Origin of the sequence: Thermosipho melanesiensis BI429 (assembly GCF_000016905.1) — a bacterium.
Taxonomy (GTDB): Bacteria; Thermotogota; Thermotogae; order Thermotogales; family Fervidobacteriaceae; genus Thermosipho; species Thermosipho melanesiensis.
Genome location: NC_009616.1, coordinates 294,251 through 319,910, shown reverse-complemented (window position 1 = coordinate 319,910; position 25,660 = coordinate 294,251). Strand labels below are relative to the sequence as shown.

Annotated in this window: 28 protein-coding genes and 1 tRNA gene; 24 read left to right on the top strand and 5 right to left on the bottom strand. The window is 31.6% G+C overall.

Going from position 1 to position 25,660, the window contains the following annotated elements:
* Window positions 1–13: 13 nt before the first annotated feature.
* The 7 genes from TMEL_RS01660 to TMEL_RS01630 all read left to right on the top strand — a co-directional run bounded on the left by TMEL_RS01660 (window position 14) and on the right by TMEL_RS01630 (window position 6,536).
* Window positions 14–1,213 (top strand): adenylosuccinate synthase, encoded by a 1,200-nt coding sequence (locus TMEL_RS01660; protein ID WP_012056546.1) that lies wholly within the window; start codon window positions 14–16, stop codon window positions 1,211–1,213.
* Window positions 1,214–1,226: 13 nt separating this feature from the next.
* Window positions 1,227–1,559, top strand: a complete 333-nt coding sequence (locus tag TMEL_RS01655) for an HIT family protein (RefSeq protein WP_012056545.1) — start codon at window positions 1,227–1,229, stop codon at window positions 1,557–1,559.
* A gap of 48 nt (window positions 1,560–1,607) precedes the next feature.
* Complete coding sequence (locus TMEL_RS01650; protein ID WP_238375223.1) at window positions 1,608–3,131, top strand: tetratricopeptide repeat protein; 1,524 nt, start codon at window positions 1,608–1,610, stop codon at window positions 3,129–3,131.
* A gap of 120 nt (window positions 3,132–3,251) precedes the next feature.
* Complete coding sequence (gene acpP / locus TMEL_RS01645; RefSeq protein WP_012056543.1) at window positions 3,252–3,482, top strand: acyl carrier protein; 231 nt, start codon at window positions 3,252–3,254, stop codon at window positions 3,480–3,482.
* A 501-nt stretch (window positions 3,483–3,983) separates the two neighbouring features.
* Window positions 3,984–4,916 carry a DNA adenine methylase gene (locus TMEL_RS01640; RefSeq protein ID WP_012056541.1) on the top strand — a complete coding sequence of 311 codons (933 nt, stop codon included), beginning with the start codon at window positions 3,984–3,986 and terminating at the stop codon, window positions 4,914–4,916.
* 19 nt (window positions 4,917–4,935) lie between these two features.
* On the top strand, window positions 4,936–5,754 hold the full coding sequence (locus TMEL_RS01635; RefSeq protein WP_012056540.1) for a type II restriction endonuclease: 819 nt from the start codon (window positions 4,936–4,938) through the stop codon (window positions 5,752–5,754).
* 2 nt (window positions 5,755–5,756) lie between these two features.
* The gene (locus TMEL_RS01630; protein ID WP_012056539.1) at window positions 5,757–6,536 is read left to right on the top strand and encodes a TRM11 family SAM-dependent methyltransferase; all 780 of its coding nucleotides are present in this window, start codon (window positions 5,757–5,759) and stop codon (window positions 6,534–6,536) included.
* 181 nt (window positions 6,537–6,717) lie between these two features.
* Here TMEL_RS01630 and TMEL_RS01625 read toward each other — a convergent pair whose 3' ends face one another.
* The 5 genes from TMEL_RS01625 to TMEL_RS01605 all read right to left on the bottom strand — a co-directional run bounded on the left by TMEL_RS01625 (window position 6,718) and on the right by TMEL_RS01605 (window position 12,071).
* The gene (locus TMEL_RS01625; RefSeq protein ID WP_012056538.1) at window positions 6,718–8,001 is read right to left on the bottom strand and encodes a Glu/Leu/Phe/Val family dehydrogenase; all 1,284 of its coding nucleotides are present in this window, start codon (window positions 7,999–8,001) and stop codon (window positions 6,718–6,720) included.
* Window positions 8,002–8,174: 173 nt separating this feature from the next.
* Window positions 8,175–9,830 (bottom strand): formate--tetrahydrofolate ligase, encoded by a 1,656-nt coding sequence (locus TMEL_RS01620; RefSeq protein WP_012056537.1) that lies wholly within the window; start codon window positions 9,828–9,830, stop codon window positions 8,175–8,177.
* A complete protein-coding gene (locus TMEL_RS01615) occupies window positions 9,820–10,989 on the bottom strand; it encodes a HAMP domain-containing sensor histidine kinase (RefSeq protein ID WP_012056536.1) in 1,170 nt (389 codons plus the stop codon). The genes TMEL_RS01620 and TMEL_RS01615 overlap by 11 nt, the downstream gene beginning before the upstream one ends.
* Window positions 10,986–11,858, bottom strand: a complete 873-nt coding sequence (hslO, locus tag TMEL_RS01610; protein ID WP_231109752.1) for an Hsp33 family molecular chaperone HslO — start codon at window positions 11,856–11,858, stop codon at window positions 10,986–10,988. The genes TMEL_RS01615 and hslO overlap by 4 nt, the downstream gene beginning before the upstream one ends.
* A gap of 3 nt (window positions 11,859–11,861) precedes the next feature.
* Entirely contained in the window at window positions 11,862–12,071 is a 210-nt protein-coding gene (locus tag TMEL_RS01605; protein ID WP_041425901.1) for a hypothetical protein, read from the bottom strand.
* Between the two features lie 164 nt (window positions 12,072–12,235).
* Between TMEL_RS01605 and recJ the strand changes: the two genes are divergently transcribed.
* The 17 genes from recJ to hpf all read left to right on the top strand — a co-directional run bounded on the left by recJ (window position 12,236) and on the right by hpf (window position 25,654).
* Complete coding sequence (gene recJ, locus TMEL_RS01600; RefSeq protein ID WP_012056534.1) at window positions 12,236–15,169, top strand: single-stranded-DNA-specific exonuclease RecJ; 2,934 nt, start codon at window positions 12,236–12,238, stop codon at window positions 15,167–15,169.
* Window positions 15,170–15,177: 8 nt separating this feature from the next.
* Window positions 15,178–15,786, top strand: coding sequence for a RuvX/YqgF family protein (locus TMEL_RS01595; RefSeq protein ID WP_012056533.1), 609 nt, complete (start codon window positions 15,178–15,180; stop codon window positions 15,784–15,786).
* A tRNA-Arg gene (locus TMEL_RS01590) sits at window positions 15,786–15,862 on the top strand. The genes TMEL_RS01595 and TMEL_RS01590 overlap by 1 nt, the downstream gene beginning before the upstream one ends.
* Before the next feature lie 22 nt (window positions 15,863–15,884).
* Window positions 15,885–16,952 (top strand): M24 family metallopeptidase, encoded by a 1,068-nt coding sequence (locus tag TMEL_RS01585; RefSeq protein WP_012056532.1) that lies wholly within the window; start codon window positions 15,885–15,887, stop codon window positions 16,950–16,952.
* Window positions 16,949–17,197, top strand: coding sequence for an AtpZ/AtpI family protein (locus TMEL_RS01580; RefSeq protein ID WP_012056531.1), 249 nt, complete (start codon window positions 16,949–16,951; stop codon window positions 17,195–17,197). Before TMEL_RS01585 ends, TMEL_RS01580 begins: the two co-directional genes overlap by 4 nt.
* On the top strand, window positions 17,181–17,555 hold the full coding sequence (locus TMEL_RS01575) for an ATP synthase subunit I (protein WP_012056530.1): 375 nt from the start codon (window positions 17,181–17,183) through the stop codon (window positions 17,553–17,555). Before TMEL_RS01580 ends, TMEL_RS01575 begins: the two co-directional genes overlap by 17 nt.
* Window positions 17,539–18,381: a F0F1 ATP synthase subunit A gene (gene atpB, locus TMEL_RS01570; RefSeq protein ID WP_012056529.1), complete on the top strand. Its 843-nt coding sequence runs from the start codon at window positions 17,539–17,541 to the stop codon at window positions 18,379–18,381. Before TMEL_RS01575 ends, atpB begins: the two co-directional genes overlap by 17 nt.
* Before the next feature lie 14 nt (window positions 18,382–18,395).
* Complete coding sequence (locus tag TMEL_RS01565; RefSeq protein WP_012056528.1) at window positions 18,396–18,647, top strand: F0F1 ATP synthase subunit C; 252 nt, start codon at window positions 18,396–18,398, stop codon at window positions 18,645–18,647.
* Between the two features lie 14 nt (window positions 18,648–18,661).
* Window positions 18,662–19,147 carry a F0F1 ATP synthase subunit B gene (atpF, locus tag TMEL_RS01560; protein WP_012056527.1) on the top strand — a complete coding sequence of 162 codons (486 nt, stop codon included), beginning with the start codon at window positions 18,662–18,664 and terminating at the stop codon, window positions 19,145–19,147.
* Complete coding sequence (locus tag TMEL_RS01555) at window positions 19,144–19,683, top strand: F0F1 ATP synthase subunit delta (RefSeq protein ID WP_012056526.1); 540 nt, start codon at window positions 19,144–19,146, stop codon at window positions 19,681–19,683. Before atpF ends, TMEL_RS01555 begins: the two co-directional genes overlap by 4 nt.
* A gap of 4 nt (window positions 19,684–19,687) precedes the next feature.
* On the top strand, window positions 19,688–21,211 hold the full coding sequence (gene atpA / locus TMEL_RS01550; RefSeq protein ID WP_012056525.1) for a F0F1 ATP synthase subunit alpha: 1,524 nt from the start codon (window positions 19,688–19,690) through the stop codon (window positions 21,209–21,211).
* 5 nt (window positions 21,212–21,216) lie between these two features.
* Window positions 21,217–22,038: an ATP synthase F1 subunit gamma gene (atpG, locus tag TMEL_RS01545; protein ID WP_012056524.1), complete on the top strand. Its 822-nt coding sequence runs from the start codon at window positions 21,217–21,219 to the stop codon at window positions 22,036–22,038.
* Between the two features lie 20 nt (window positions 22,039–22,058).
* A complete protein-coding gene (atpD, locus tag TMEL_RS01540) occupies window positions 22,059–23,468 on the top strand; it encodes a F0F1 ATP synthase subunit beta (RefSeq protein ID WP_012056523.1) in 1,410 nt (469 codons plus the stop codon).
* Between the two features lie 35 nt (window positions 23,469–23,503).
* Complete coding sequence (locus TMEL_RS01535) at window positions 23,504–23,779, top strand: F0F1 ATP synthase subunit epsilon (RefSeq protein WP_041425900.1); 276 nt, start codon at window positions 23,504–23,506, stop codon at window positions 23,777–23,779.
* Window positions 23,780–23,783: 4 nt separating this feature from the next.
* Window positions 23,784–24,605, top strand: coding sequence for a DegV family protein (locus TMEL_RS01530; protein ID WP_012056521.1), 822 nt, complete (start codon window positions 23,784–23,786; stop codon window positions 24,603–24,605).
* A 36-nt stretch (window positions 24,606–24,641) separates the two neighbouring features.
* Window positions 24,642–25,112, top strand: a complete 471-nt coding sequence (locus tag TMEL_RS01525; protein ID WP_012056520.1) for a hypothetical protein — start codon at window positions 24,642–24,644, stop codon at window positions 25,110–25,112.
* An 11-nt stretch (window positions 25,113–25,123) separates the two neighbouring features.
* The gene (hpf, locus tag TMEL_RS01520; protein WP_012056519.1) at window positions 25,124–25,654 is read left to right on the top strand and encodes a ribosome hibernation-promoting factor, HPF/YfiA family; all 531 of its coding nucleotides are present in this window, start codon (window positions 25,124–25,126) and stop codon (window positions 25,652–25,654) included.
* Window positions 25,655–25,660 lie beyond the last annotated feature (6 nt).

Sequence of the window (25,660 nt, the reverse complement as noted above, 5' to 3'; positions counted from 1 at the left end):
GAGGTGAATTATTTTGAAGAGTGTTATTTTTGGCTTACAGTGGGGGGACGAAGGAAAAGGAAAGATAACTACGTACTTTTCAAAAGATTATGATTATGTGGTAAGGTATAGTGGCGGAAGCAATGCAGGACATACTGTTATGTACGAAGACTTTAAAGTAGTACATCATTTGCTTCCTTCTATTCATGCGAAATATGAGGTTGGAGCTATAATCTCAAATGGTGTTGTTTTAGATATTGAACAGATTGTCCTTGAAATTGAAGATTATATTTCAAGGGTAGGGCGTATTCCCAATTTGTGTATTTCAAATCTAGCACATGTAGTTTTACCTCAGCATAAGTTGTTTGACGGGTTACTTGAAAGCGTTAAGGAGAACAATGCGATTGGGACTACCAAAAAGGGAATTGGACCTGCATATGCAGATAAAGTTCATAGATTTGGTTTAAGGCTTGCAGATTTTGAAGTTGATTTTAAAGAAAAATGGAATTTTATATCCCATCTCTACAAGAAACTCTACAGAATAGAGGTCGAAGGATATGATGGGTTATTAAAGGCATATGAAAAAATAAAAAGGTATATACTACCACACGTAGAAATAATAGATTTGATAGAACAAAATAATGTTTTATTTGAAAGTACGCAAGGTGTATTGTTGGATTTAGATATTGGGACTTATCCTTACGTAACAGGAGCTAATTGTAACACAACTGGTATACAAAATGGTGTAGGATATCCCGTTAAAGTGGAAAAATATATGGGTGTATTTAAAGCATATCTAACTAGGGTTGGTAATGGCCCGTTTCCAACGGAGGCTTTCGAAGAGGAAGGCGAAAATCTTAGACGTAAAGGAAATGAATTTGGTGCAACAACTGGTAGACCAAGAAGGTGTGGCTGGCTTGATATTCCTCTTATGAAGTATGCGATAAAGGTGTCTGGGGCTACCGAATTAATTATGACAAAAAGTGATATATTAAACGGTTTTGACAAAATACCCGTTTGTGTTGAATATGAAATTAATGAGGAGAGAGTATCTGATATAAAGTCTGTTGTTGAACTTGAAAAAGCCAAACCCGTTTATGAATACTTTAAAGGTTGGGAGAGCCACAATTCTCAAAGTTTTTTGGATTTTGTAAATTTTTTGGAAAAACAATTAAAAGTTAAAATTACATATATATCAATTGGCCCAAAGGTTGATCAAATTGTTAAACTTTAAGGAGGGAAAAGATATGGAGTGTGTATTTTGTAAGATAATAAACAATGAATTGTCATCAGAGAAGATATATGAAGATGATGATTTTATAGTTATAAAAGATATTAAACCTATTGCTCCAATTCATTTGTTGATAATTTATAAAAAACATGTGGAAAAAATCCAAGAATTAACTGAAGACGATCAAAGACGTTTTTGGAAGATTTTCCACATAATAAAGGAATTAAGTGATAAAATGGGGTTTGAGGAATATAGGATCGTTCAAAATAACGGAAAGGAAGCCGGACAGGAAATTCCCCATATCCATTTCCACATTATTTCTGGTAGAAAACTTAAAGGTATAGGATGAGGAGATGAGAAGATTAAAGCAATAGTTTATTTGCCGATAAAACCTGAAATGGCAAAAAGTCAGAATTTACCTGTGAAATTACCGATTCTAGTTGAGGATATGCCACTTGTGACGGAAATTAACAAAATTCCTTTAGATGTTATATTAAGAGGTCTTGAAGCCCAATATTCTGTTGAGAAAAGCGAATATTGGGCATCTTATCTTGTTTATTTTTATTATGAAAAATTCAAGGAGCATTTAAATGCTCAAAATTATGAAGATGCAAGAGAAATTTTAGAAAAAGCAAAAAATGTTTTGTATGATTATAGATACCATTTTTATTATGGTTTATTATTTTCAAAATTAGGAGATTATGAAAATGCAGAGGTTGAGCTAAAGCGTTCGCTTGCCATGAATCCAAATTTTTATTTGGGATACTATGAGTTGGGGAATTTGTTGTATTTAAAAAAGGAATATGACGATGCAATTCAAATGTATTTAAAGGCATTTGAGATTAACAAAGAGTTTTCTTTACCATTACTTAAGATGGGGGATGCTTATTTTGAAAATGGCCAGTTTAAAGATGCAGAAATTGCATATAAAACAGCATTAAAGGTTGAAAAGCTATCTCAAATTTATCTTAGATTGGGTGTCTTGTACAATTCCATTCAAAAGTTTGAAAAAGCGGAAAAGATTTTCAGAGAAGGTTTATCTGTTGAATACAAACCGGAAATAGCGTATAACCTAGCGTATACTCTTTCAAGACTTGGGAAACATTTCCAAGCTCTTCAAGTATTAAAAGAGTTGTCAAAAAATTTTCCATCTACTGAAGTGTACAACGAACTTGGACTTGAGCAGAAATTATTTGGTATGTACGAAGAAGCTTTAGAAAATTTAGAATTAGCTGGTGAAGAGTATAAGGAAAATTATTTAAAAGTACTATTGTTTGTGAAAGGTTATGATGAATCTCTTTTAAGAGAATTAGAAAAATTTGATCCAGAATATGTTAATTTTCTTAGAACATTAAGTGGAGAGAAAGAAGAAATAGAAAATAGACTTGAAAATATGAGTTTTCCTTTTGGAGAATTAAATTATTCATTTGAAATTACTGATGAAATAGGGGAAGTGATTTTAGAAGAATTGGAAAATTACATTTATTTGACGTTTAAAGAAAAAATTGGGTTGATTATATCTAATGCGTATATTGCTGGTGCCAATCCTATATTGATAGAAAAGAACTTAGCTAGGACTTCTTTATTACTTTTCAACAATGATGAGGCTATTTCTTTCTACAAGGTGTTTCAAATAATTTACTTTGGTAGATTGTTTGAAAAAATGCTATTTCAAGAAATTATTGAAAGAGTTTTACAAGAACTTTCCAAAGTTAATGTTATGCTATTTAGAAAAGCATTTAAATTACTAGAAGAGGAAAAAAAGTCACTGGATGATTTTTGGGAAGAATATTCAGAGCCAAAAAAACTTGCCGAGTTAACTTTGAAATTAATAGAATTGTTGAGTTATGAACCGACAAAACATGAAATAAATGAAGAAACACTAGTTGGAAAAATTGCAAAAGTGATACTTTCTCTTTGATTGATAAAACCAGCAATAAAGCTGGTTTTTATTTTGTTGTAACAATTAAACACGTTTAACATTTTTACTTGACACTAACTTTTGATTATGGTAATATTTTCCTTGTAGGAGGTGAGTTTTATGGAAAAAGTACAAAAAATTAGGGAAATTATAGCCGAGCAACTTGGTGTTGATGTTAATGAAGTTTCCGAAGAAAAAAGTTTAACAGACGATTTGGGAGCAGACTCTTTGGATATGGTTGATTTAGTGATGGCTTTTGAGGATGAATTTGGGATAAAGGTAGAGGATTCAGATTTATCCAAGATTACGACGGTAAAAGATGTTATTGATTTAATTAGTGAGAGAGTATAAAAAAAGGAAAATAGGGTAAGTTTTTAAAAGGTGTTAATTTTTCAAAAAACATGGCTTTGGTAATCTACCGAAGCCATGTTTGTTTATTTTTTATTGTATTTTGGTATTATTCTTGAATAACATAATTATTTTTTTGTTTTTTGTCTAGAATGTTTTTGTGTTATTTAGAAGAAGAGAAATTTAAAAAATGAAATATGTAAAATTGAAGAAAATAGTTATTGCTAAAAGGAGTACTAGAAATTTTATAATAGTTAGTATCCATACACATTGTGTTATTAAAATACCAAAGTTGGCGGAAGGTATTTGAAGAACGTCTAATTTATAAAAAAGTTTCATGATTCTATTTAATTTTTTTATAGTTATACTAAAATTTCATTTTTATCATTTTTCAGTGGAGTATTGCACATTTTAAATTATTAATTATGGTATAATGTATTTGAAATTAAATGATGATTTAACTTTCGGAAATGTCTTAAAAGATTATTTTGAGGAGTGACAGAGATGCAATTAATGTTGTTTCAAGAATACAAATTTAGTTCTACTAATAGTAAAAAAGCTAAACCTTTTTTAAAATGGGCTGGTGGTAAAACTCAAATTCTTTCCGAGATTGATAAAAGATTACCAAGAGAACTCAAGAATGGAAAAAAAATGAGATATATTGAACCCTTTGTTGGTAGTGGTGCAGTACTATTTCATTTATTGAGTAATTACAATATAGAAAAAGCGTATATTATAGATATTAATGAAAATTTAATTAATCTTTACAAAGTAATAAAAAATAATGTTTGCGATTTAATTGAATATTTAAAAATTTTAGAAAGAAAATTCTTAAATAGCAATGGAGAAGAACGAAAAAAAATTTACTATAGTAAGAGAAAAGAGTTTAATAAGTTGAAAAACAATAAAATTAAGAAAGCCGCGCTTTTAATATTTTTAAATAGAACATGTTATAATGGCTTGTATAGGGTAAACTCTAAAGGAGAATTTAATGTTCCTTTTGGAAGATATAAAAACCCAAAAATTTTAGATGAAGAAAATTTAATTAATGTATCTCTTGCATTAAAAAATGTGGAAATTCTTTGTGATGATTTTGAAATAAGCAAAAATTTTATCGATGAAAATACTTTTGTTTATATTGATCCTCCATACAGACCCCTAAGCAATACTTCAAATTTTACATCATACTTCAATAATACATTTGATGACAATGAACAAATTAGGCTGAAAAATTTTTTTGACTTTATAACAAATAAAGGAGCTAAAATTCTTTTAAGCAATTCCGATCCTAAAAACACAGACCCTAATGATAATTTTTTTGATGAACTTTATAAGAATTACATAATTGAACGTATTCTTGCGAAAAGAATGATAAATTCTAAAGGAAGTAAACGAGGATATATTTATGAACTTTTAATAAGAAACTATTATGAGTAGAGAAATTTGGGGGTATATTATGGATTATAAGGAATTTATTAATTCATTGTCAGATACAAATGCAACATTAAGTTACTTTACAGATTTTAAAAAAATTACAGATAAAATTTCAAAAATAGAAATTAAATTACATCAATTAAATTATTTAATTGGAAAAAGGGATTTGAGAAAGGCTGTATATGAACTTTTTAATGAGAATCCTTCTGTGTTCGATGTTCTTAACATATTAATTGCTGTCAGGGACAAAAACAAAAAAGTTGTGAACGATGAAGGAAATATTGTTTTTTTAAAAAACTATTTTGAAAATCCAGAAAGTATTTATAAATATTTGAAAGAAACAGGTTTAGAAGAGGTTTTTATAAGGGAAGATATAAAAAATGTTGTAGATTATGTTTTTGGTATAGAAGTTGGTCTTGATACAAATGCACGTAAAAATCGCTCGGGAAAAATAATGGCGAAAATTGTAGAAAATATATTTGAAAAAAATGGTATAAAATTCTCAAAAGAAATTAAATCAGATCTTTTTCCAGAGATTATGAATCTTGGATATGATTTAAAATGTTTTGATTATGTTGTCCAAACAACAGAAAAATGCTATCTAATTGAAACAAATTACTATAATGTAGGAGGTTCAAAAATTAATGAAACAACTAGAGCATATATTGAGATTGCAAAAAAAATAAATGAATATAAAAACTATGAATTTGTATGGATTACTGATGGGAAAAGCTGGTTATCAGCTAAAAATAAGATAAAAGAAGCTTTTCAGCATATTAAACATATTTATAATTTAAAAACTATTAAAAGATTTATTGAAATTTTGAAAGAGGAGATTTAAAAATGGATAATTTTGATAAATTAGAAATTACAACAGTTTGGTCTTTTCCTAAAAGGGGAAAATGGAAAACTCATAATTCAAGATATAGAGGCAATTTTGCTCCTCAAATTCCTCGAAATGTTATTCTTAGATATTCTAATGAAAGTGAAACAATCTTAGATCCAATGGTTGGAAGTGGTACAACGTTAATTGAAGCTAAAATTCTTAATAGAAAATCTATTGGGTATGATATTAATCCTGAATCAATTGAACTTACAAAACGAAATTTAAATTTTGAAGGGAATTATAAATACGAACCTGCAGTAAAAATAGGCGATGCACGAAATCTTTATGAAATAAAAAACGAAACTATTGATTTAATTATTACTCATCCGCCATATTTGAATATTATAAAATATTCAAGCGGAAAAATTAAACAAGATTTATCTAATATTTCCGACGTAAATAAATTCATTTTAGAATTTGAAAAAATTGTTAAGGAACTTTATAGAGTTTTGAAAGAAAATAAATATTGTGCAATTTTAATTGGTGATACTAGAAGAAAAGGACATTATATTCCTCTTTCTTTTTATGTTATGAAGATATTTTTAAAAAATAGATTTGTTTTAAAAGAAGATATTATTAAGATACAGCACAATTGTCAATCAACACCTTTTTGGGAGAAACAAGTTAAAAAATATAATTTTTATCTAATAATGCATGAACATTTGTTTGTTTTTAGAAAACCTAAAAAAGATGAAAATTTAACTCATATAAAATATAGCACAGGTTTATTTTTGTGAAAAATTTTGTATTATAAAAATGATAAAGCAAAAAACTACTACATATTGGAGTTATATATGTATCTATCGAATTTTAAAAAGAATTGCTTTTGTTATTATTAAGCACTTTTAAACAGAGTTTGAGATTGGGAATTAAAATTAATTGTTAAATAAAAATGGCTCCCATTTGGGAGCCATTTTCTTACATTGGGAAGTAACCTCTTTTTTTAACAGCTTCTGCTACTCTACCGATTGCAACGATATATGCAGCTGTTCTCATATCTGTGTTGTATTTTTGCTTTGTTGCGTATACTTCTCCAAATGATTTTGTCATTATCTTGTGGAGTTTCTTTCTTATATCTTCAATATCCCAGAAGAAGCTTTGAAGGTCTTGTACCCATTCAAAGTATGATACTGTAACACCACCAGCGTTTGCAAGAATATCTGGAACTATAAGAACGTCTTTTTCAATTAAGATTTCTTCAGCTTCTTCAGTTGTTGGACCGTTAGCACCTTCTACTATGATCTTTGCTTTAACGTCTTTTGCGATATTTCCAGTGATTGCATTTTCAAGTGCTGCTGGAACTAAAATATCAACATCTAATGTAAGGAGTTCTTCATTTGAGATTGCCTTTCCTTTTGGATATCCTTTAATTACACCACCATTTTCATTTCTATATCTAATTAAATCATTAATATCGAATCCATCTTCGTTGTAAAGTCCCCCACTTACGTCACTTACTGCAACAATTTTTGCACCGTATTCTTCAGATAGTATCTTTGCAGAGAAAGAGCCGACATTACCAAACCCTTGAATTGCAACGGTTGCTTTCGAAATGTCTATTCCTTTTGCTTTACATGCCTCTGCAGCAGTTATGGATACGCCTCTACCAGTTGCTTCTGGTCTTCCTTCAGAACCACCGAGATCAAGTGGTTTACCAGTTACAACACCCAATGTTGTATTACCAGAGTTCATGCTGTATGTATCCATATACCATGCCATTATCTTTGCGTTTGTGTTTACGTCAGGAGCTGGGATATCCTTTGTTGGACCAACCAACATTTGAATCTCTGAGAAGAATCTTCTACTAAGCTTTTCAAGTTCTTTTTCGGAAAGTTTTGATGGATCAACCCTAACACCACCTTTTCCCCCACCATATGGAAGGTTAACAACAGCGCACTTCCATGTCATCCAGAATGCAAGTGAGGATACTTCATCAAGGTTTGTTTCAGGGTGATACCTTATACCACCTTTTGCGGGACCTCTTGCCGTATTGTGTTGAACTCTATATCCTTCAAATATTTCTACTCTTCCGTCATCCATTACCACTGGGAAATGTACTACTAGTGATCTTTGTGGCCAGAGAAGGAAATTTCCAATGTTTGGATCTAAATCCATAAGTTTTGCTGCTTTTAAAAATTGATGTTGTGCCATTTTATAGAGTGGACCTGGTGCTTCTAACCTGCCTAATTCGCTTAATTTCATTTTTTAAACCTCCCTATTGTGTTGTAGTACACCTAAATTATTGCTTAAAATAATTGTTTTTTCAACTTCGATATTTTGTGAAAATCCTAACATAAATCATGTTTTAGGCAAAATATTTGTAATTTCTTTTTTTTACTAATTTATACTAAAAAAAGGCTGGTCTAACGACCAGCTTAAGATAAACCAACTATATTTCCATCTTCGTCAACATCTATGTTCACCGCATTTGGAATTTTTGAAAGTCCAGGCATTCGCATTATTTCACCTGCCAGAGCAACAACAAATCCTGCACCTGCGGAAAGTTCAAAGTCTCTGATAGTAAAATTGTAATCTCTTGGTGCATTTAGTTTTTTTGGATCATCCGATATACTTGATTGGGTTTTTGCTACTATTACAGGAAGTGTCTCAAAACCGTGACGTTTTAAAAATTTCAACTTACTTTTTGCAGTATCTGTGTAAATTACCTTTCTTGCCCTGTATACTTTTGTAGCAAGTGTTTCTATCTTTTCTTCGATAGACATTTCAGGATTTAATATAGGAATATGTTTTGAATCTGATATATTTTCTAATACTGTATTTGCAAGTTCTATTGTGCCTTTACTTCCTTTTTCAAAAGCTCTTACTAGGGCATGAGGTGCATTACAATGCTCGGAGAAGGCTTTTAGTTCATTAGTAGTGTCGGATGCAAATACGTTTAAGGCTACTACTACTGGTACATTGTAAAGTTTTAAATTTTCAATATGTGTCTTTAAATTTTCCATTCCTTTCAACATTGCATCTACATTTTCTTTGTTTAATTCGTCTTTTTTTATTCCACCGTGGTATTTTAACGCTTTTATTGTTGCAACTAATACAACAGCATTTACATCGAAATTTCCTACTTGTGTTACAAAGTCTAAGAATTTTTCTGCTCCAAGATCTGCTGCAAAACCTGCTTCGGTTACAACATAATCTGTTAATTTTAATGCTAATTTAGTTGCGATTATGCTATTTGTTCCATGTGCAATGTTTGCAAATGGCCCACCATGTATAAATGCAGGGGTATTTTCTATGGTTTGAACGATATTTGGATTGATAGCATCTTTTAGAAGGGCTGTTAGAGCTCCTTCAATTTTTAAATCTTTGACTCTAACTAATTTTTTGTCAAAACTTTCTGCAACAACTATATTTCCAAGTCTTTCTTTTAAATCTTTAAGATCTTTTGCAAGGCAGAGTATTGCCATAATTTCTGATGCAGCTGTTATTATAAAACCATCTTCACGTGGAAGTCCATTGGCATTTCCGCCTAAGCCAACAATTATTTGCCTTAATGCTCTATCATTCATATCCATTGTTCTCTTCCAAAATACTTTTGTAGGGTTTATGTTTAAGTTATTTCCAAATTTTATGTGGGAATCAATTACCGCTGATATGAGGTTATGTGCTGATGAGATTGCATGTATATCGCCGGTAAAGTGTAAGTTTATGTTTTCCATTGGAAGTACTTGTGAATATCCTCCGCCAGCTGCACCACCTTTTATCCCAAAAACAGGTCCTAAGGAAGGCTCTCTAAGTGTAACTATCGACTTTTTCCCCAATCTATTTAAAGCCATTGAAAGACCAATACTTGTTGTAGTTTTTCCTTCGCCTGCAGGAGTTGGAGTTATAGCAGTTACTAAGATTAATTTTCCATCCTTTTTATTATTTAATGTTTTTAGGAATTTTAGATCTACCTTGGCAATGTATTTCCCGTATGGTTCTAGATATTTTTCTTCTATTCCAATATCTTTTGCAATATCCGATATCCTTTTTAATTTAGCCTCCCTTGCAATTTCAATGTCAGTCTTCATGTTTTTCACCCCTTTCAATAACAAATGTTGTATGCTTGCAATCTTTTAAATATACATTAAGTCCCATTTGATCACAAAGTTTTTTTACAATATACAGTCCAAGTCCATGGCCTTTTGATTTCCTTGATTTTGAAAATTTTTCAAATATTTTATTTTTTAAATCGTCTGATATACCATTTCCAGAATCTTTTATTTCTATTTTATTTTCATACAAATATACTTCAACGGGAGCTTTTCCGTGTGTGAGTGCATTATTTACAAGATTTTTAATGACTATTTCCAAAGCATCTTTATTTGCAATAATTGTACCATTTCCAGAAATTTTTACTTCTTTTGGGACTATCTTTTCTACAAAAGGTTTTAGGTTTACTTTTTCGGTTTCAAGATCGTATCTTTTTGATATAATTATCATATTTTCTACTAACTCTTTCATGTTCAATGCGGTATTGAAGATATTTTCTACACTTTCTTTTAGTATTTCCTTATCTTTCATGCCCCATCTTTGGAGCATTTTGGAGTAGCCAATTAGGTTTGCTATTGGTGTTTTTAATTCATGTGAAACATTTGAAACAAATTCTTCCTGTAATTTATAATTTTTTTCAACTTTGTCCATTAGTTCGTTGAATTTTTCAACTAGTTCGTCGACTTCGTCCTTTGTGTTTGGTTTTGCAAATCTATAGTTAAGTTCTGTACCTTTTAACTTTGAGAGTTTGATTACGAAATTTTTGAGGTGTTTCATCGAGTTTTTTGTTATAAGATAAGTTGAAAAACTTATTAAAAGTGTTGAAAAGATAAATAATGTGATAAATCTTTTCTTTATGTTCAAAATGAAATTTTCAATTGATGTAATATCTTTTGCAATTATTGTATTTTGATATGGTTTGACAAACAAATAAACTCTATCGTTGATTTTTATCTTACCATTTTTATTCATAATTCCCAAACCATAAGGATCGGAAATTAATATACCATCTTTTAAAAGATAAATATCTTTTCTCATATGTCTCATCATGGGAAGGCGTGCAGATTCGAGTAAGTCTGCTTTTGTGGATTTTATTATGAGATTTTGTATTGTTGAGTATATAAATATCAAAACTATTGCTAATATAATTGCCGAAATTACTGTTGTAATATAAGTTACTTTTGTTGAAATACTCATTTATTTTTTTCCTCCAGAATTTTTTTAACTTCTTCTGGTTTTATTTTATAAGTGGTGCTACACCATTTACAAGAAACTTCAACAATTTCGTTTTTGATTATTATCTCTTTTAATTCGTCAACCTTAAGTAATTTTAAAGATTCTAATGCTTTTTGATGTGAACAAGAACATCTAAAGTTTATTTCGTGAGTTTCTGTTTTTTCAATTTTCTTGCCAAATATGTGTTTTAAAGCATCAATAGGGGTATGCTTTTCCAAAAAATTTGTTATTGGAGTAATTTCTTTGAATTTTTTTTCAATTTCTGTAATATCTTTTTTTGGTAAAGATTGATCTAAAATCTGTATTATTATTCCACCAGCACGTTTAATACCATTTTTGTCAACTAAAACTCCCAGTGCAATTGCACTGGGAATTTGTTCTGAAATTGTAAAGTAATATGTAAGATCTTCTGCAATCTCACCGCTTATTAATTTTATTGGGGTAACATATGGGGTTTTTAATCCCAAATCTCTTACAACCTTTAACGTTCCGTTACCAATAGCACTTTTTAGGTCAAATTTTCCCTTTTCGTTTGTTATGGTGTCTACAATTTTTGGTAAGATGTATCCTCTAACGTTTCCATTGTTTTTTGATTGAGCTGCTATATATTTTATCTTGTTTGAACCTTCGATAATGTAGGTTAGTGTATCATTTTTAGAAAGCCAGGGAACCATTAGAGCTATACCTGTTAATAATCTTCCCAAAGCTACAGATGTAATTGGTGAAAGATTATGTTTTTTAGTGGCAGTTTTAACTAAATCCGTGCTATCAATAACTGAAAACCTTACAAGTGCTTTGTATGCAATACCGTTTATAACCAAAATAATCACTCCTTAGTTTACGTATTTCATGGTAACTTCCTTAATTGATTCGAAATTGTCTGAAAACATTACTTTTTTGACTTGGAAATTGATCAAGTTGTTTTCATAAATGGTTTCTAATAAAGCATCAACATGAGATTGAGAAGGAACAAAAAGGATTGGTAAGATGTGGTAATCAAAGTCTCCAAGAAGAACAAGCCAATAATTAAAGGTGTTCCTCATAATTCCACCTCCTTAGTTTTTGTCGTTTCTTAATGCTTAAAATTTGGTGCTGGTGGAACTTGGAACACTTTCTGTATCTATATTATACACTATATTTTAAAAACATTCCTAATGTGGTAAAATATTTATAAAAGGAAAAAAATAAAATAGAAAGGAGTAGAATAGTGAAATGGGAATTGAAAAAAATTGATAAGGAGTCTTCTGAGAAGCTTGCAGAGGAGTTAGATATTCCTCTGCTTACAGCTCAACTTCTGGTTTCAAGAGGCTATGTAACACCTGAATCTGCGTATAGGTTTATAAATCCTTCAAAGAATGATTTACGTTCTCCGTTTTTGCTTAAAGATATGGATAGAGCTGTTAAATATCTGCTTTTAGCTCGGAATAAAAAATATCCCATTTTGGTGTATGGGGATTACGATGTTGATGGTATAACAGGTGTTGCAACACTTGTAACATTTCTTTCCAAACATGGATGGAAAGTCAAGTATTTTATTCCAAATAGGTTGGATGTAGGTTATGGAATCCAGCCAGAAATTGTAGATGAATATTTTAAAAAAGGGTATAGATTATTGTTAAGTGTGGATTGTGGAATAACAAGTTTTGATGCGGTAAAGCATGCAAGAGAACTTGGAATGTATGTTGTAATAACAGATCATCATACTATAAAGAGCGGTATTCCGAATGCACATGCAGTTGTTGATCCAAAGCGGGAAGATGAGACATATCCTTTTAAGGATTTTGCTGGTGTTGGCGTTGCTTATAAGTTGATATCTGCTTTAGCTTTGGAACTTGGTTTACCGGATGATGAAGTAAATGAACTATTGGATATTGTTGCACTTGGAACAATTGCGGATATGGTGGATTTGGTAGATGAAAATAGATATATTGTAAAGGAAGGGTTAAAAAAGTTAAATCAAACCCAACGGGTTGGGCTTGTTCAACTTATGAAAAAACTTAATATAAAGAATATTACAAGTCAAGATATAGGCTATAGATTGGCCCCAAAATTAAACGCAGCTGGAAGGTTGTATTCTGCGGAAGATGCGTATAAATTGATTACCACGAATAATTTATCTTCTGCAGAGCAGCTTGCAGAAATTCTAATGGGATATAATTTTACAAGGCAAGAGATAGAGAATAAAATCTTTAACGAAGCTGTTTATAAGATAGAAAAATCTAAGATAAAGGATCTTCCTATATTAATAGTTTCTGGTGAAAAGTGGCATGCTGGTGTTTTGGGAATAGTTGCTACAAAATTGGTTCAGAAATATAATAAACCGTCGTTGGTGATTTCTTTGGAAGATGGTATGGGAAGAGGTTCTGGAAGAAGTGTGGATGGAGTAAATATTTTTGACGTACTTTCTTCGTTTTCAAGATATTTTGAAGAAATAGGTGGCCATCCAATGGCAGTTGGTTTTAGCATAAGAGAAGAAAAAATAGATGAGCTTATTGATGTTATTTCAAAAGAATTTGTGGATAGTCATTTTGAGGTAGATTCAAAAATAGAAATCGATACGGTTTTAGATATAGATGAGGTAAATGATGAGGTGATAAATTCTTTAAGTTATTTAGAACCTTTTGGACATGGTAATCCAGAACCGGTGTTTTTGATTAAAAACAGTTTAGTTGACAGAATAAGGTTTTTTGGAAATGTAGTTTCCAACGTGAGAATGGTTTTAAAGGGGAAAAATAAGAATGTAATTGAAGGTATAGGTTTTGGATTAAGGAAAAATTATTACGATATTCCCGCAATTCATGCGGTTTTAACTTCTTTGGATATAGTTGCAAATATTAGGCAAAATGGGGTTGGACCATTTTTAAATATTTTGGATTTTAAAATTTCGTCAAGTTATGAAGAAGACTATAAGGATAAATATTTTATATATTCTTTTGCAAGCAATTGGAAAAACCAAAAAAAGGATGATTTTGACCATTTTTTTGAGGATGATGAGTTAAATCAAAGGTATGAAAAAGTTGAAAAGTATTTTTCAAAGGAAAAACCATTTGTTTTACAAACTGATTTGTTAACTAGAAATGTATTTTTATTGAAATTAATGCAAAAGGGAAAAACTTTGGTTGTGAATCCGACCAATATTGAAGCATTGCATGTTTATGAAAGTTTATCAAGACATTCTCCAAAGGATGTTTCTTTTGTTAATTCATTAAATAGAGATTATTTAAAGCATGTTATTACAAACCCAATTTTGGTTATAGAAGATATTGTAAAGTTAGATGATTTTGATTTTGTAGTATTAAATGAGACACAAATTTTGGCTTCGTTGTCCTATGAAATTTATGAAAGATTAATGCGTAAAGTTAGAGGTAAGGATTTTATAATAACAAGTCTTTACAAATTTGAAAGTAATATTCCCGTGTATTTTGATGAGAAAAGGATCAATTTTGGCCTTGAAGATAGAAGAAATTCGAAAAAAACCGTTGAACACGATGTTGAATCTATTGCTTTTCTTTTCTCTAATTATTTGTATGTTACTAGGTTTTACGAAAAGCTTGTTTCCCGAAGATATGAATTTAAGGATTTGGTTTTCTATAGCCCAATATTGAAGCCATTTCAAAAGAAAGCAATTAGTACTTTGATAAAAAAAGGTAGGATAAAAAAGATAGTATCTTCAACAAATTCTGATGGGCTTCCATCTATGTTGGAAAATGGAGCAGAAGTAAGGTTATTTGATTTTCCGTTAAGCATAAAGGAGTTGATTGATGCAGTGTCTGGAGATTCTTACGTGATTTTGCAGTTGTTTTACAATCAGGATGATGCAAAGAAAAGAAAAGAGCATCTTTTAAAGATATTTCCAGACAAAAGAGTAGTTGAAAATGCAATTTCAAAGTTTTACGATTTAAAGATTGATAACAATGAAAAATTTATCGATTTTTCAAAAAGTTTAGATATTTCACCGAAAGTGTTGAAACATGCAATATTAGACCAAAAAAATGGTAGAAAAATTTTAAGACTTTTGGAAAGAGAATTAGAACTTTCATACTTTGAAAAATATACCATGTTACTTCTAAGTTCTTCTATTAAAGATATTTACAAAATGATAGAAGAACGTGATATGTACGATATTTATCTTGAGGTATAGGAGGTTTTATGATTTTAGCATTGGATTATGGTGAAAAGAAAACGGGGTATGCAATTGGAAATGAATTTATTGCAAAGAGTGGGACTATAAAAACTTCTGAATTGAAGAATTTACTTTTTCAATTCAAGAAAATTGTGCTAGGGCTTCCGCTTTCAATGAGTGGAAATTATTCTACACAAAGCTATAAGGTATTAAAATTTGCGTTTAAATTAAAAAAAATGGGATTAAACGTTTTTTTAATTGATGAAAGGCTAACAACTAAAATGGCAGAGGTATTCCAAGCGAATGATGACGATGCATTTAGTGCACGACAGATTTTCATAGACTATATTGAAAATCCATCAATTGCTCAAGAGTTTTATTTGGAAGATTATTTGGAAACAGATTTAGATTATGATGATATTTTTTATTTTGAGGTTCCACCAGTGAAAGGTAAAAAAGGTATTGCTTTATCTAAGAACTTTTCAATTGCTTATTTACACATGAAAGAAAGAAATTTTATTTATAGAAATGAAGATACGGTGCATGAACGCTTTTCAATTGCTGTTACAAGGAAAAGTTTTAAAGAAAGTGTAGAAAAATTTTTAAAAAATAATGGTAGAATTATAGTGGTTTAGTGCCTGTAGCTCAATTGGATAGAGCCCTGGACTCCGGATCCAGAGGTTGCGGGTTCAAATCCCGCCAGGCACACCAAGAATATGAAAGGAGGAGTTTGATGAATTTAGATAATTTGTTAGCTTCGAAAGGTTTAGATGTACTTGTTGTTCTTAACATTGAAAGTTCTAACAAACCAAGTACGAGATTTATTTCAGGCTTTACAGGAAGTTTTTCTGGTACAATTTATTCCAAAGATAGAAGAATTATAATTACCGATTCCCGTTATTGGGAACAGGTGAAGATGGAATCGGATTTTGAACTTGTTAAATATAAAGCTGATAAAAAGTTTTTGGACATAATAGTTGATTTTTTGAAAAAAATGGAAGTAAAAAGGGTGGGTATAGAAAAGGAGAGAACGTTGGCAAATCATTTAGAGTATTTAACTGAAAACTTGGATGTGGAATTTGTAGATGTATCAGCTGATCTATTGAAATTGAGAGCGGTTAAGAGTGAAAAAGAAGTTGAACAAATTAGAAAAGCTATTTATATTGCAGAAGAAGCATTTAAAAAAACATTAGAAATAATTAGACCAAAAATTACCGAAAAAGAAATAGCGGCGTATTTAGAGTATCAAATAAAATTGTTGGGTGGCGATAAATTTTCATTTGATACAATAGTTGCTTCCGGTTGGAGAGGGGCTCTTCCACATGGAATTGCAACAGAAAAAGAAATAGAAATAGGCGAACCTGTAGTTGTAGACTGGGGAGCGTATTATAACGGTTATGCAAGCGATTTGACAAGGGTGTTTTGTATAGGTGAGCCTAATGATGAAGTAAAGCGTGTACATGAAGTTGTTTTAAAAGCACAGCAAGAAGCGATAAATATAGCAAGAGCGGGATTAACGGGGGCAGAGATTGATAAGGCATCAAGGGACTATATCTCACAAAATGGATATGGAGAGTTTTTTGGACATTCTCTTGGACATGGAATAGGACTTGAAGTTCATGAGGAACCAAGATTGAGTTTTTCAAATAAGGAAAAATTGCCTGAAAATGCCGTAGTTACAGTTGAACCTGGTATTTATTTGCCTAAGAAGTTTGGTATAAGGATAGAAGATGATATTATATTGACTAATAGTGGTTGTGAAGTTTTGTCTAGTCTTCCACGAGATATTTTTGTGGTATGAGAAAGAAAGATAATTTTGTTAGGGAAATAAGTAAGTTAAATTTAGTTACGGTTTTTGGTGCAACAATTTTAGGAAATATAATAATATCATATTTTATAGGAAAATTTTTGGATGAATTATTTAATACAGAAAAATTATTTGTTGTTATTTTTCTTTTTTTTGGAGCTGTATCAGGGTTGTATAATGCCATTAGGCAAATGTTAAAAGAAGTAGAAAAGGTAGAAAAACATGAAAAACGTGATTAGAAAATACGTTAGTGTTATAATTATTTTAGGAATTTTGGGAGTAATCATTGGTGGAATATTAACAAATTGGAAAAAAAGTTTTATCTTTGGTTACATTATCGGAACAGTTGGAGCATTACTCTACATAATTTCGTTATATCACGATATAATTTGTCTGAATTTAAAAGGAAAACATAGTAAAAAGGGATATTACATAAGGTATTTATTTTCTGCGAGTATATTTTTATTGGCTGGATGGTTATTTTCAGAAAAAACTTTAGCTGTTATTGGGGTATTTTTTGGATTAATTAATGTAAAAATAGGAGCATACGTGGTTGGTTTTCTGTTTGGAGGTGAAAATAGTGAAGAAAAAAATTAGTACGTTTTTGATCGTTTTTCTTGTGATTTACACAGTTTTGGGAATAATTAATGCAATTTATTTTGTTCCAAAGGACACTACTGAGGTAACTAAAGGACTTGCAAACAGGTGGATAATACAACTTTCAGATGAAAAAGCTTGGTATACGAGGTTAAATCCCCTTACAATAATTATGAGTTGGGCAATAATAATTGGGTTAATTATTTTTGCAATTCGTGTGGGAAAAAACTTTAAAATTATTCCAGACAGGAAACAATCATTTGCAGAATCAATAATGGATTTTATGTATGATGTTGTAAATAGTGTTATTGATGATCCAAGATTTGTTAAGCCTACCTTTGCAATAGCCACAACGCTTTTTCTTTACATTTCTATTTCAAATATAATTGGTGGGGCAATACCAGGTATAAATGTAAATGTGGTGGATGGAAATGTAAAGTTTACGCTTTTTCAAGATACGTGGTTTTCCCCGACAGCTGATTTGAATACCAATCTAACATATGCATTAATGGTTTTTGTAATTAGTCATGTTTTTGCGATTAAGGCAAAAGGTTTGGGGGGATGGTTAAAGTCGTGGATTGAGCCTATGCCAATTATGCTTCCTATGAATATTATTGGCGAACTTGCAAAACCAATTTCTCACTCTTTAAGGTTGTTTGGTAATATTGGTGGAGGAGCTATATTAACATTTATACTAACATATTTAGTTAAATATCTATTTATGCCGGTATTTTATTGGGCATATTTTGGAATATTTGTTGGATTGGTACAAGCTTTGGTGTTTTCAATGCTTGCAGTAGCATATATTTCAGAAAAAATATCATAAGGAGGTTGGTATTTATGGAAAAAAGCTTGGCAGATGCATTAATTATAATGGGTAAGGCAATTGGTGCTGGTCTTGCAATGGGGATTGGTGCTATTGGTCCTGGTATAGGTGAAGGTAACATAGGTGCTCACGCGATGGATGCTATGGCAAGACAACCAGAAATGGTTGGGACAATTACAACACGTATGTTAATTGCAGACGCAGTCGCAGAATCTACAGGTATTTATTCTCTTTTAATTGCGTTCTTAATTCTTCTTACTTTATAATGTGAGGCGATATTATGGATATGTTTGAAATTAATATAACATCAGTTATTCAACTGATGAGTTTTTTCTTGCTTTTGTATATTTTAAAGAAGTTTTTATATGACAAATATTTTGAAGTTATGGATGCAAGGAAAGAAAAAATAGAAGGTGAAATAAAGAAGGCAGAACAACTTAGAAAAGAAGCTGAAGAATTAAAGAAAGAGGCAAAAGGTGAGTTAATTAAAATCAGAGAAAGCGCAGATTCCATAATAAAGAAGGCAAAGGAAGAGGCAGAGGAAATAGTAAATAATGCAAAGAAAAAGGCAGAGGCAGAAGCAGAGAAAATACTTGTTTCGGCTAAGGAAGAAATTAAAAACGAAAGAGAAGCAATGATAAAAGAAGTAGAACAAAGGGTTGGTGAAATTGCTGTTGTTCTCGCTATGAAAATATTAAAGGGAACATTGGACGAAAAAGCCAAAAGAGAATATCTTATGAAAATTTTAAAGGAGCATGAAAAATGAGGTACTCGACTATTTCCTCAAAATATGTTAATGCGTTATTGATGGTAGGAAAAAAAGTGAATAAGATAGAAGATTATGGTGAATTGTTAAAAGCATTGTGTGATGTTTATGTGCAATTTAAGGATTTTTTTGATAATCCCGCTGTTAAAGTTTGGAAAAAAGTTGAGACCATAAAGGAGAGCTTTGGAACGAGTATAGATAAAGTGTTTGTTAATTTTGTTTCCTTGGTTTTTGAAAATAAGCGACAAAAGTTTATTCCTCAGATAGCAGCTTATTATAGATACGCATCAATTGATGTTGAAAATAAGATACTTGTTAATGTAACAACAGCGGAAAAACTTTCATCTGAGGAATTAAGAGCTATTTCGGAATTTGTTAAAAAGTGTGTAAATAGGGTACCGGTAATCGAAGAGAAGATAGACGAATCATTGATTGCAGGTGCTGTTATAGAATTTTCTGGTAAAATGATAGATGTTTCAGTAAGTGGTAGGCTTAATAAGATTGCCAGGGAAGTTTTTTCCTTGAGAAAGGGGTGAAATTTTGAGAATAAATCCCGGTGAAATTGTAAAAGTATTGGAATCAAAAATAGAGGGTTTTAAGGAAGAAATAAATTTAAACGATGTTGGAAAGGTTATACAAGTTGGTGATGGAATTGCCCGTGCATATGGATTGAACAATGTTATGGCAAATGAGATGGTGGAGTTTGTTGAAACAGGAACTATTGGTATGGCTTTTAATTTGGAAGAAGATAATGTGGGTATAATCATTCTTGGGGATTATAAAGATATTAAAGAAGGGTATACCGTAAAAAGATTAAATAGAATTATGCAGGTTCCCGTTGGTGAAGCGCTTCTTGGAAGAGTAGTTAATCCATTAGGGGAACCTTTAGATGGCTTAGGACCGATAGATGCAAAGGAATACAGAGATGTTGAAGTAAAAGCCCCAGGGGTTATTTATAGGAAACCAGTTGATACTCCTTTACAAACAGGTATTAAGTTAATAGATGCCCTTATACCTATTGGAAGAGGTCAAAGAGAATTAATAATAGGTGATAGGCAAACTGGAAAAACTGCCATAGCAATAGATACCATTATAAATCAAAAGGGTAAAGGGGTTTATTGTATTTATGTTGCAATTGGCCAAAAGGCATCTGCTGTGGCAAGGTTAGTTGATAAGTTAAAACAACATGGTGCGATGGAATATACAACGGTTGTCGTTGCAAGTGCAGCAGATAATGCGTCACTTCAATATATCGCACCGTATGCCGGTTGTGCAATGGGTGAGTACTTTATGTATAAAGGGAAAGATGCTTTAGTAATTTACGATGATTTGTCAAAGCACGCGGTTGCATATAGGCAGCTTTCGTTACTTTTAAGAAGGCCACCTGGCCGTGAAGCATATCCTGGTGATGTATTTTATTTACATTCAAGATTATTGGAAAGGGCTGCTAGACTTGATGATAAGTATGGCGGTGGATCTTTAACTGCACTTCCAATAATTGAAACACAAGCAAATGATATCTCAGCTTATATTCCAACGAACGTAATTTCAATTACCGATGGACAAATCTATCTTGAACCTTCGCTATTTTATGCGGGGCAAAGGCCAGCTGTAAATATAGGGCTTTCCGTTTCTCGTGTTGGTGGTGCAGCGCAGGTAAAAGCTATGAAAAAGGTCGCAGGTTCTTTGAAACTTGATTTAGCTCAATACCAGGAACTGGAAACATTTGCCCAATTTGCAACGGAACTTGATCCTGCAACTCAAGCCCAGATAACTCGTGGACAAAGGCTAATGGAATTAATGAAACAAGAACAATATTCACCACTTGAGGTAGAAGAGCAAGTTGCCGTATTATATGCGGGTATTAACGGTTATTTGGATGATTTAGATGTCGAAAAGGTTAGAGATTTTGAGAAAAGGTTTTTACAATATTTGAAAGAAAATAAATCTGAATTACTTAAACAAATAAGAGAAACAAAAGATTTAAACGAGGAATTGGAAAATGAATTAAGAAATGCCATAGAAGATTACAAAAGTGAATTTGTGAAAATGTACGGGAAGTGATTTAAATGAGTAGGGGTAAATTACTCTCTATTAAGAAGAGGGTTCAATCAACTGAATCATTGAAGAAAATTACCAAAGCCATGGAAATGGTGGCCACTGCTAGAGTAAAAAAAGTGGAAAAAAATTTGCATGGTGTTAGGGAATTTTTAAATGAAACTATTAGAATGATTGAAAATTTAGAACTTGTTGGTGAACATCCTTTTTTAACGGGAGAAGGGAAAAAAGGATTAATTGTCATATCCACAGATATGGGGCTTTGTGGGGCGTTCCCTACGGAAATTGGTAGACTTTCTCTGAATTTTGTTGAAAAGAAAGGGATTGATTATGTATATGCAATAGGTAATAAAACTATACCATTTTTTAGAAGGCATCAAAAAACTAGAAGAATTTACGAAAGAGTTTATGATATTCCTACATTTGATTTTGCCAAAACACTGACAAACGATTTGATGAATGATGGAATTGCTACTGTATATATTGTCTACGGTAAATTTAAAAATAGGTTAATTCAGAAACCAGAAGTTGTAAGATTAACTCCTGTTGAATTTGAAAAGGTAAAATCCTATAGATATGAATTTGAACCAACAAGTGAAGAAATAACTAATAAAGCGTTGGAATTTTTAGTTTCAGCAAGTATTTATTCCTATGCTTATGAAACAAAAGTTAGTGAGTTATATGCAAGGCAAAATGCAATGAGAAATGCTACGGAAAATGCTGAAGAGGTAATAAGAGAATTGACATTGGAGTTTAATAAAGAAAGACAGGCATCCATTACCCAGGAGCTTATCGAAATAGTTTCTGGCGCTCAGGCATTGCAAGAGGAATAATCTTAAAGGAGCGTGATAAAGTGTCAAAAAGATCCAAAGGAAAAATTTTAAGGGTAATTGGTCCAGTAGTTGATGTACAATTTGAGGAAGGAGAGCTTCCAGATATATACGATGCTTTAGAAGTTATCAATCCTCAAACTGGAAAAAAGTTAATTTTGGAAGTAGAACAGCTTATAGGAGATAATGCAGTAAGAACAGTTGCATTGGATACAACAGATGGATTAATGAGAGGTCTTGAAGTTGAAAATACCGGTGAACCAATTAAGGTTCCAGTTGGTAAAGGTGCACTGGGTAGAATGTTTAATGTTATTGGTGAACCTATAGATGGAAAAGAAGATGTAAAAGACGTTGAATATTGGCCAATACATAGGACACCACCATCTATTACTGAACAATCAACATCTGTGGAGATATTGGAGACGGGTATAAAGGTTATTGATTTGTTAGCGCCATTTCCAAAAGGTGGAAAGATTGGATTTTTTGGTGGTGCTGGTGTTGGAAAGACAGTTTTAGTTATGGAATTGATAAGAAACATAGCCATTGAACACCATGGTTTTTCAATGTTTGCTGGTGTTGGAGAGAGAACAAGAGAAGGTAATGAGTTATACCTTGATATGCAAGAAGCGGAGGTTTTGGATAATACAGTTCTAGTTTTTGGACAGATGAATGAGCCACCAGGTGCAAGATTTAGAGTAGCATTGTCTGCATTAACGATGGCTGAATATTTTAGAGATGTTGAAGGAAGAGATGTTTTGTTATTTATTGATAATATCTTTAGGTTTGTTCAGGCGGGTAGTGAAGTTTCTGCTCTTTTAGGTAGGATGCCTTCTGCTGTTGGGTATCAACCTACTTTGGCTACAGATATGGGGGAACTCCAAGAAAGAATAACTTCAACGAAAAAGGGATCTATTACATCAGTGCAGGCAATTTATGTTCCAGCAGATGACATAACTGACCCTGCGCCTGCAACAACATTTACCCATCTTGACGCTACTGTTGTTCTGTCACGAAGAAGGGCAGCGTTAGGTTTGTATCCTGCAGTTGATCCTTTAGATTCTACTTCAAAGATGTTAGATCCAAACGTAGTTGGGCAAGAGCACTACGAAGTTGCAAGGGGAGTACAAGAAGTATTGCAAAGGTATAAAGACTTACAAGATATTATTGCAATTTTGGGTATGGAAGAGCTTTCAGAAGAGGATAAGTTAATAGTCCAAAGGGCTAGAAAAATAGAGAGATTTTTAAGCCAACCAGTTCATGTTGCAGAAAAATTCAGTAATATACCGGGGAAATACGTTCCAATTAGTGAAACAATAAGAGGTTTTAAGGAGATTTTGGAAGGGAAATACGACGATTTACCAGAGATGGCATTTTACATGGTTGGTACTATTGACGAAGCAGTTGAAAAAGCTAAAAAGTTACAAAAAGCGTGAGCGATTTTGCTCACGCATTTTTTGGAGGTGGAAATTTGCGTTTAAAAATATTTTATCCAAATGGCTTGTTTTTAGATGAAGAGGTGGATATAGTAACTGTTAGAACGGTGGAGGGAGAAATGGGAATATTAAAAAACAGGGCACCAATTATTGCTAAATTGAGGGTTGATAAGATAATAGTTAAGAAATTTGATAAAAAGTTTGAGTATATCATTGATGATGGTTTTTTACATTGTGACGGGGAAAATGTTATAATATTAACAGAGGATGTGAAAAATGAAATAAATCCCCATGAATATTTAGGAGGATAGTAATATGGTAGCTTTTATCGTTGATTCTTCATTTGATAAACCTAATGTTGAAACAAAATACCCAATCTTTTTAGCGCCGTTGAGGGTTTACATAGATGGTGTTGAGTATATTGATAAGAAGAATTTGTCCGTAGATGATTTCTATAGTATGTTGGACAGTGCGGAAGATTTTTCCACATCATTACCTAACCCAAAAGAGACAGAAGAGTTAGTAAAAAAGCTAATTGATGAATATGAGCATGTATATATGCTTGCATTATCGAGTAAGTTGAGTGGAACATACAACATGTTTAGGGCAATTAGTGCACCGTATAAGGATAAAGTTACGGTTTTGGATTTGAAGACTGCTAGTGTAGAATTATATGCTATATTTAGAGGTATAGTTCATTATTTAGAAGAAGGAAAAGAAATAACACAGGAGTTAGTTGACGAATTAAGGAAAAAGACAAAGTTATTTTTTGGAGTTATGTCGTTGAAATATTTAGAAAAAGGTGGAAGAATAGGAAAAGCAAAAGCTTTGTTGGGAAGGATTTTAAAGATTAAGCCTATTTTAACAGTGAATAGTGAAGGTGAAGTAGAAGTGGTTGCAAAGGAACGAAAATTTACAAATGTCGTAGAAAAATTGATAGAAATTGGTGAGGAGTTTATAGAGTCTTCAAATTTAAAAAATCCATATATCATTGCTGGATATGGTAGTGAAAAATACAGAAAATATTTGGATAAGGTAATTGAACATTTTAACATAAAGGATGTTGCGCAGATTAGTGCAGCAGTAGGTGTTCATACTGGACCAGAAGTATTTGGAATTGTTATAGGTCAATTTTGATTTTGAAGGGGGGAATGGAGGTACAACCTCCATATTATGGAAAAGCAACTTGTAAAGTTATTTTCATATCAACTTCCAAGCGATGATTTTGTAATATTTACCAGTATACTATTTTCCATTGGCTTTGTATCGAATTTATTTTTTAGTTTTGTTTTAAACAAGATTTTAATTTCTAATACAATATTTATTATTGGTGTACTTGGTTATGTGATAATTTTGTGGAAGTGGTGTTTTAGGTTTCCCGAAATAAGCAAAAATAACCGATTGATATTTTATTTTTACATTATTTTTTCTATTGCTTTTAGTTTTTTAGCATATTTCTTTCCCTTGTTGTTTTTTATTTCAGGGTCACTTATGATATCATTAATATTGATAGTAGGTAAAAAGTTAGAAAAAAGTAATATTTATTTAAAAGTATTATTTGTTGTATTAACCTTATCATTTTATCTTTTAGAATTAGCACCGGAGATAAACTTTAGACTTGGGAGTAAACGAGAAAACCATTAGGAGGTGATTTTATGGAATATCGAATTTCAACAAAAGGTGTTGAAACAACAGAAGCTTTGAAAAATTATCTGGAAAAAAGATTAGAAAAAATTGATAGGGTTGTGGAAGATAATGTTCGTTTAGATGTCAAATTAGAGAAAGATTCTTCTGAATATGTTGGAAAAATTATGGTACATTATTTGGGAAAAGATTTGGTGGTGAGTGAGAAATCTACGGATGTATATAATTTGATTGATCTTTTGACAGATTCATTTGAGAAAAAGATAAAAAGAGAAAGGGATTATGTAAGGCCAACACATAAAGCTAATGTCAAGGGTTTGGGTGAAGTATTTAAAGAAGAGATGCCCGAAGAGATAACTGAAGAAAAGATTTCAAATGTGAAAAGAGTAAATTTGATGATAACAAGTTTAGAAGAGGCTATTGCACAAATGGATGTTATGAACCATGAGTTTTTTGTGTTTAGAAACATGGAGACAAACGAGATAAATATGTTGATTAAAGGGAAAAATGGAGGTTATGTGTTGTACGAGTTTCAAGAATAAATCTGT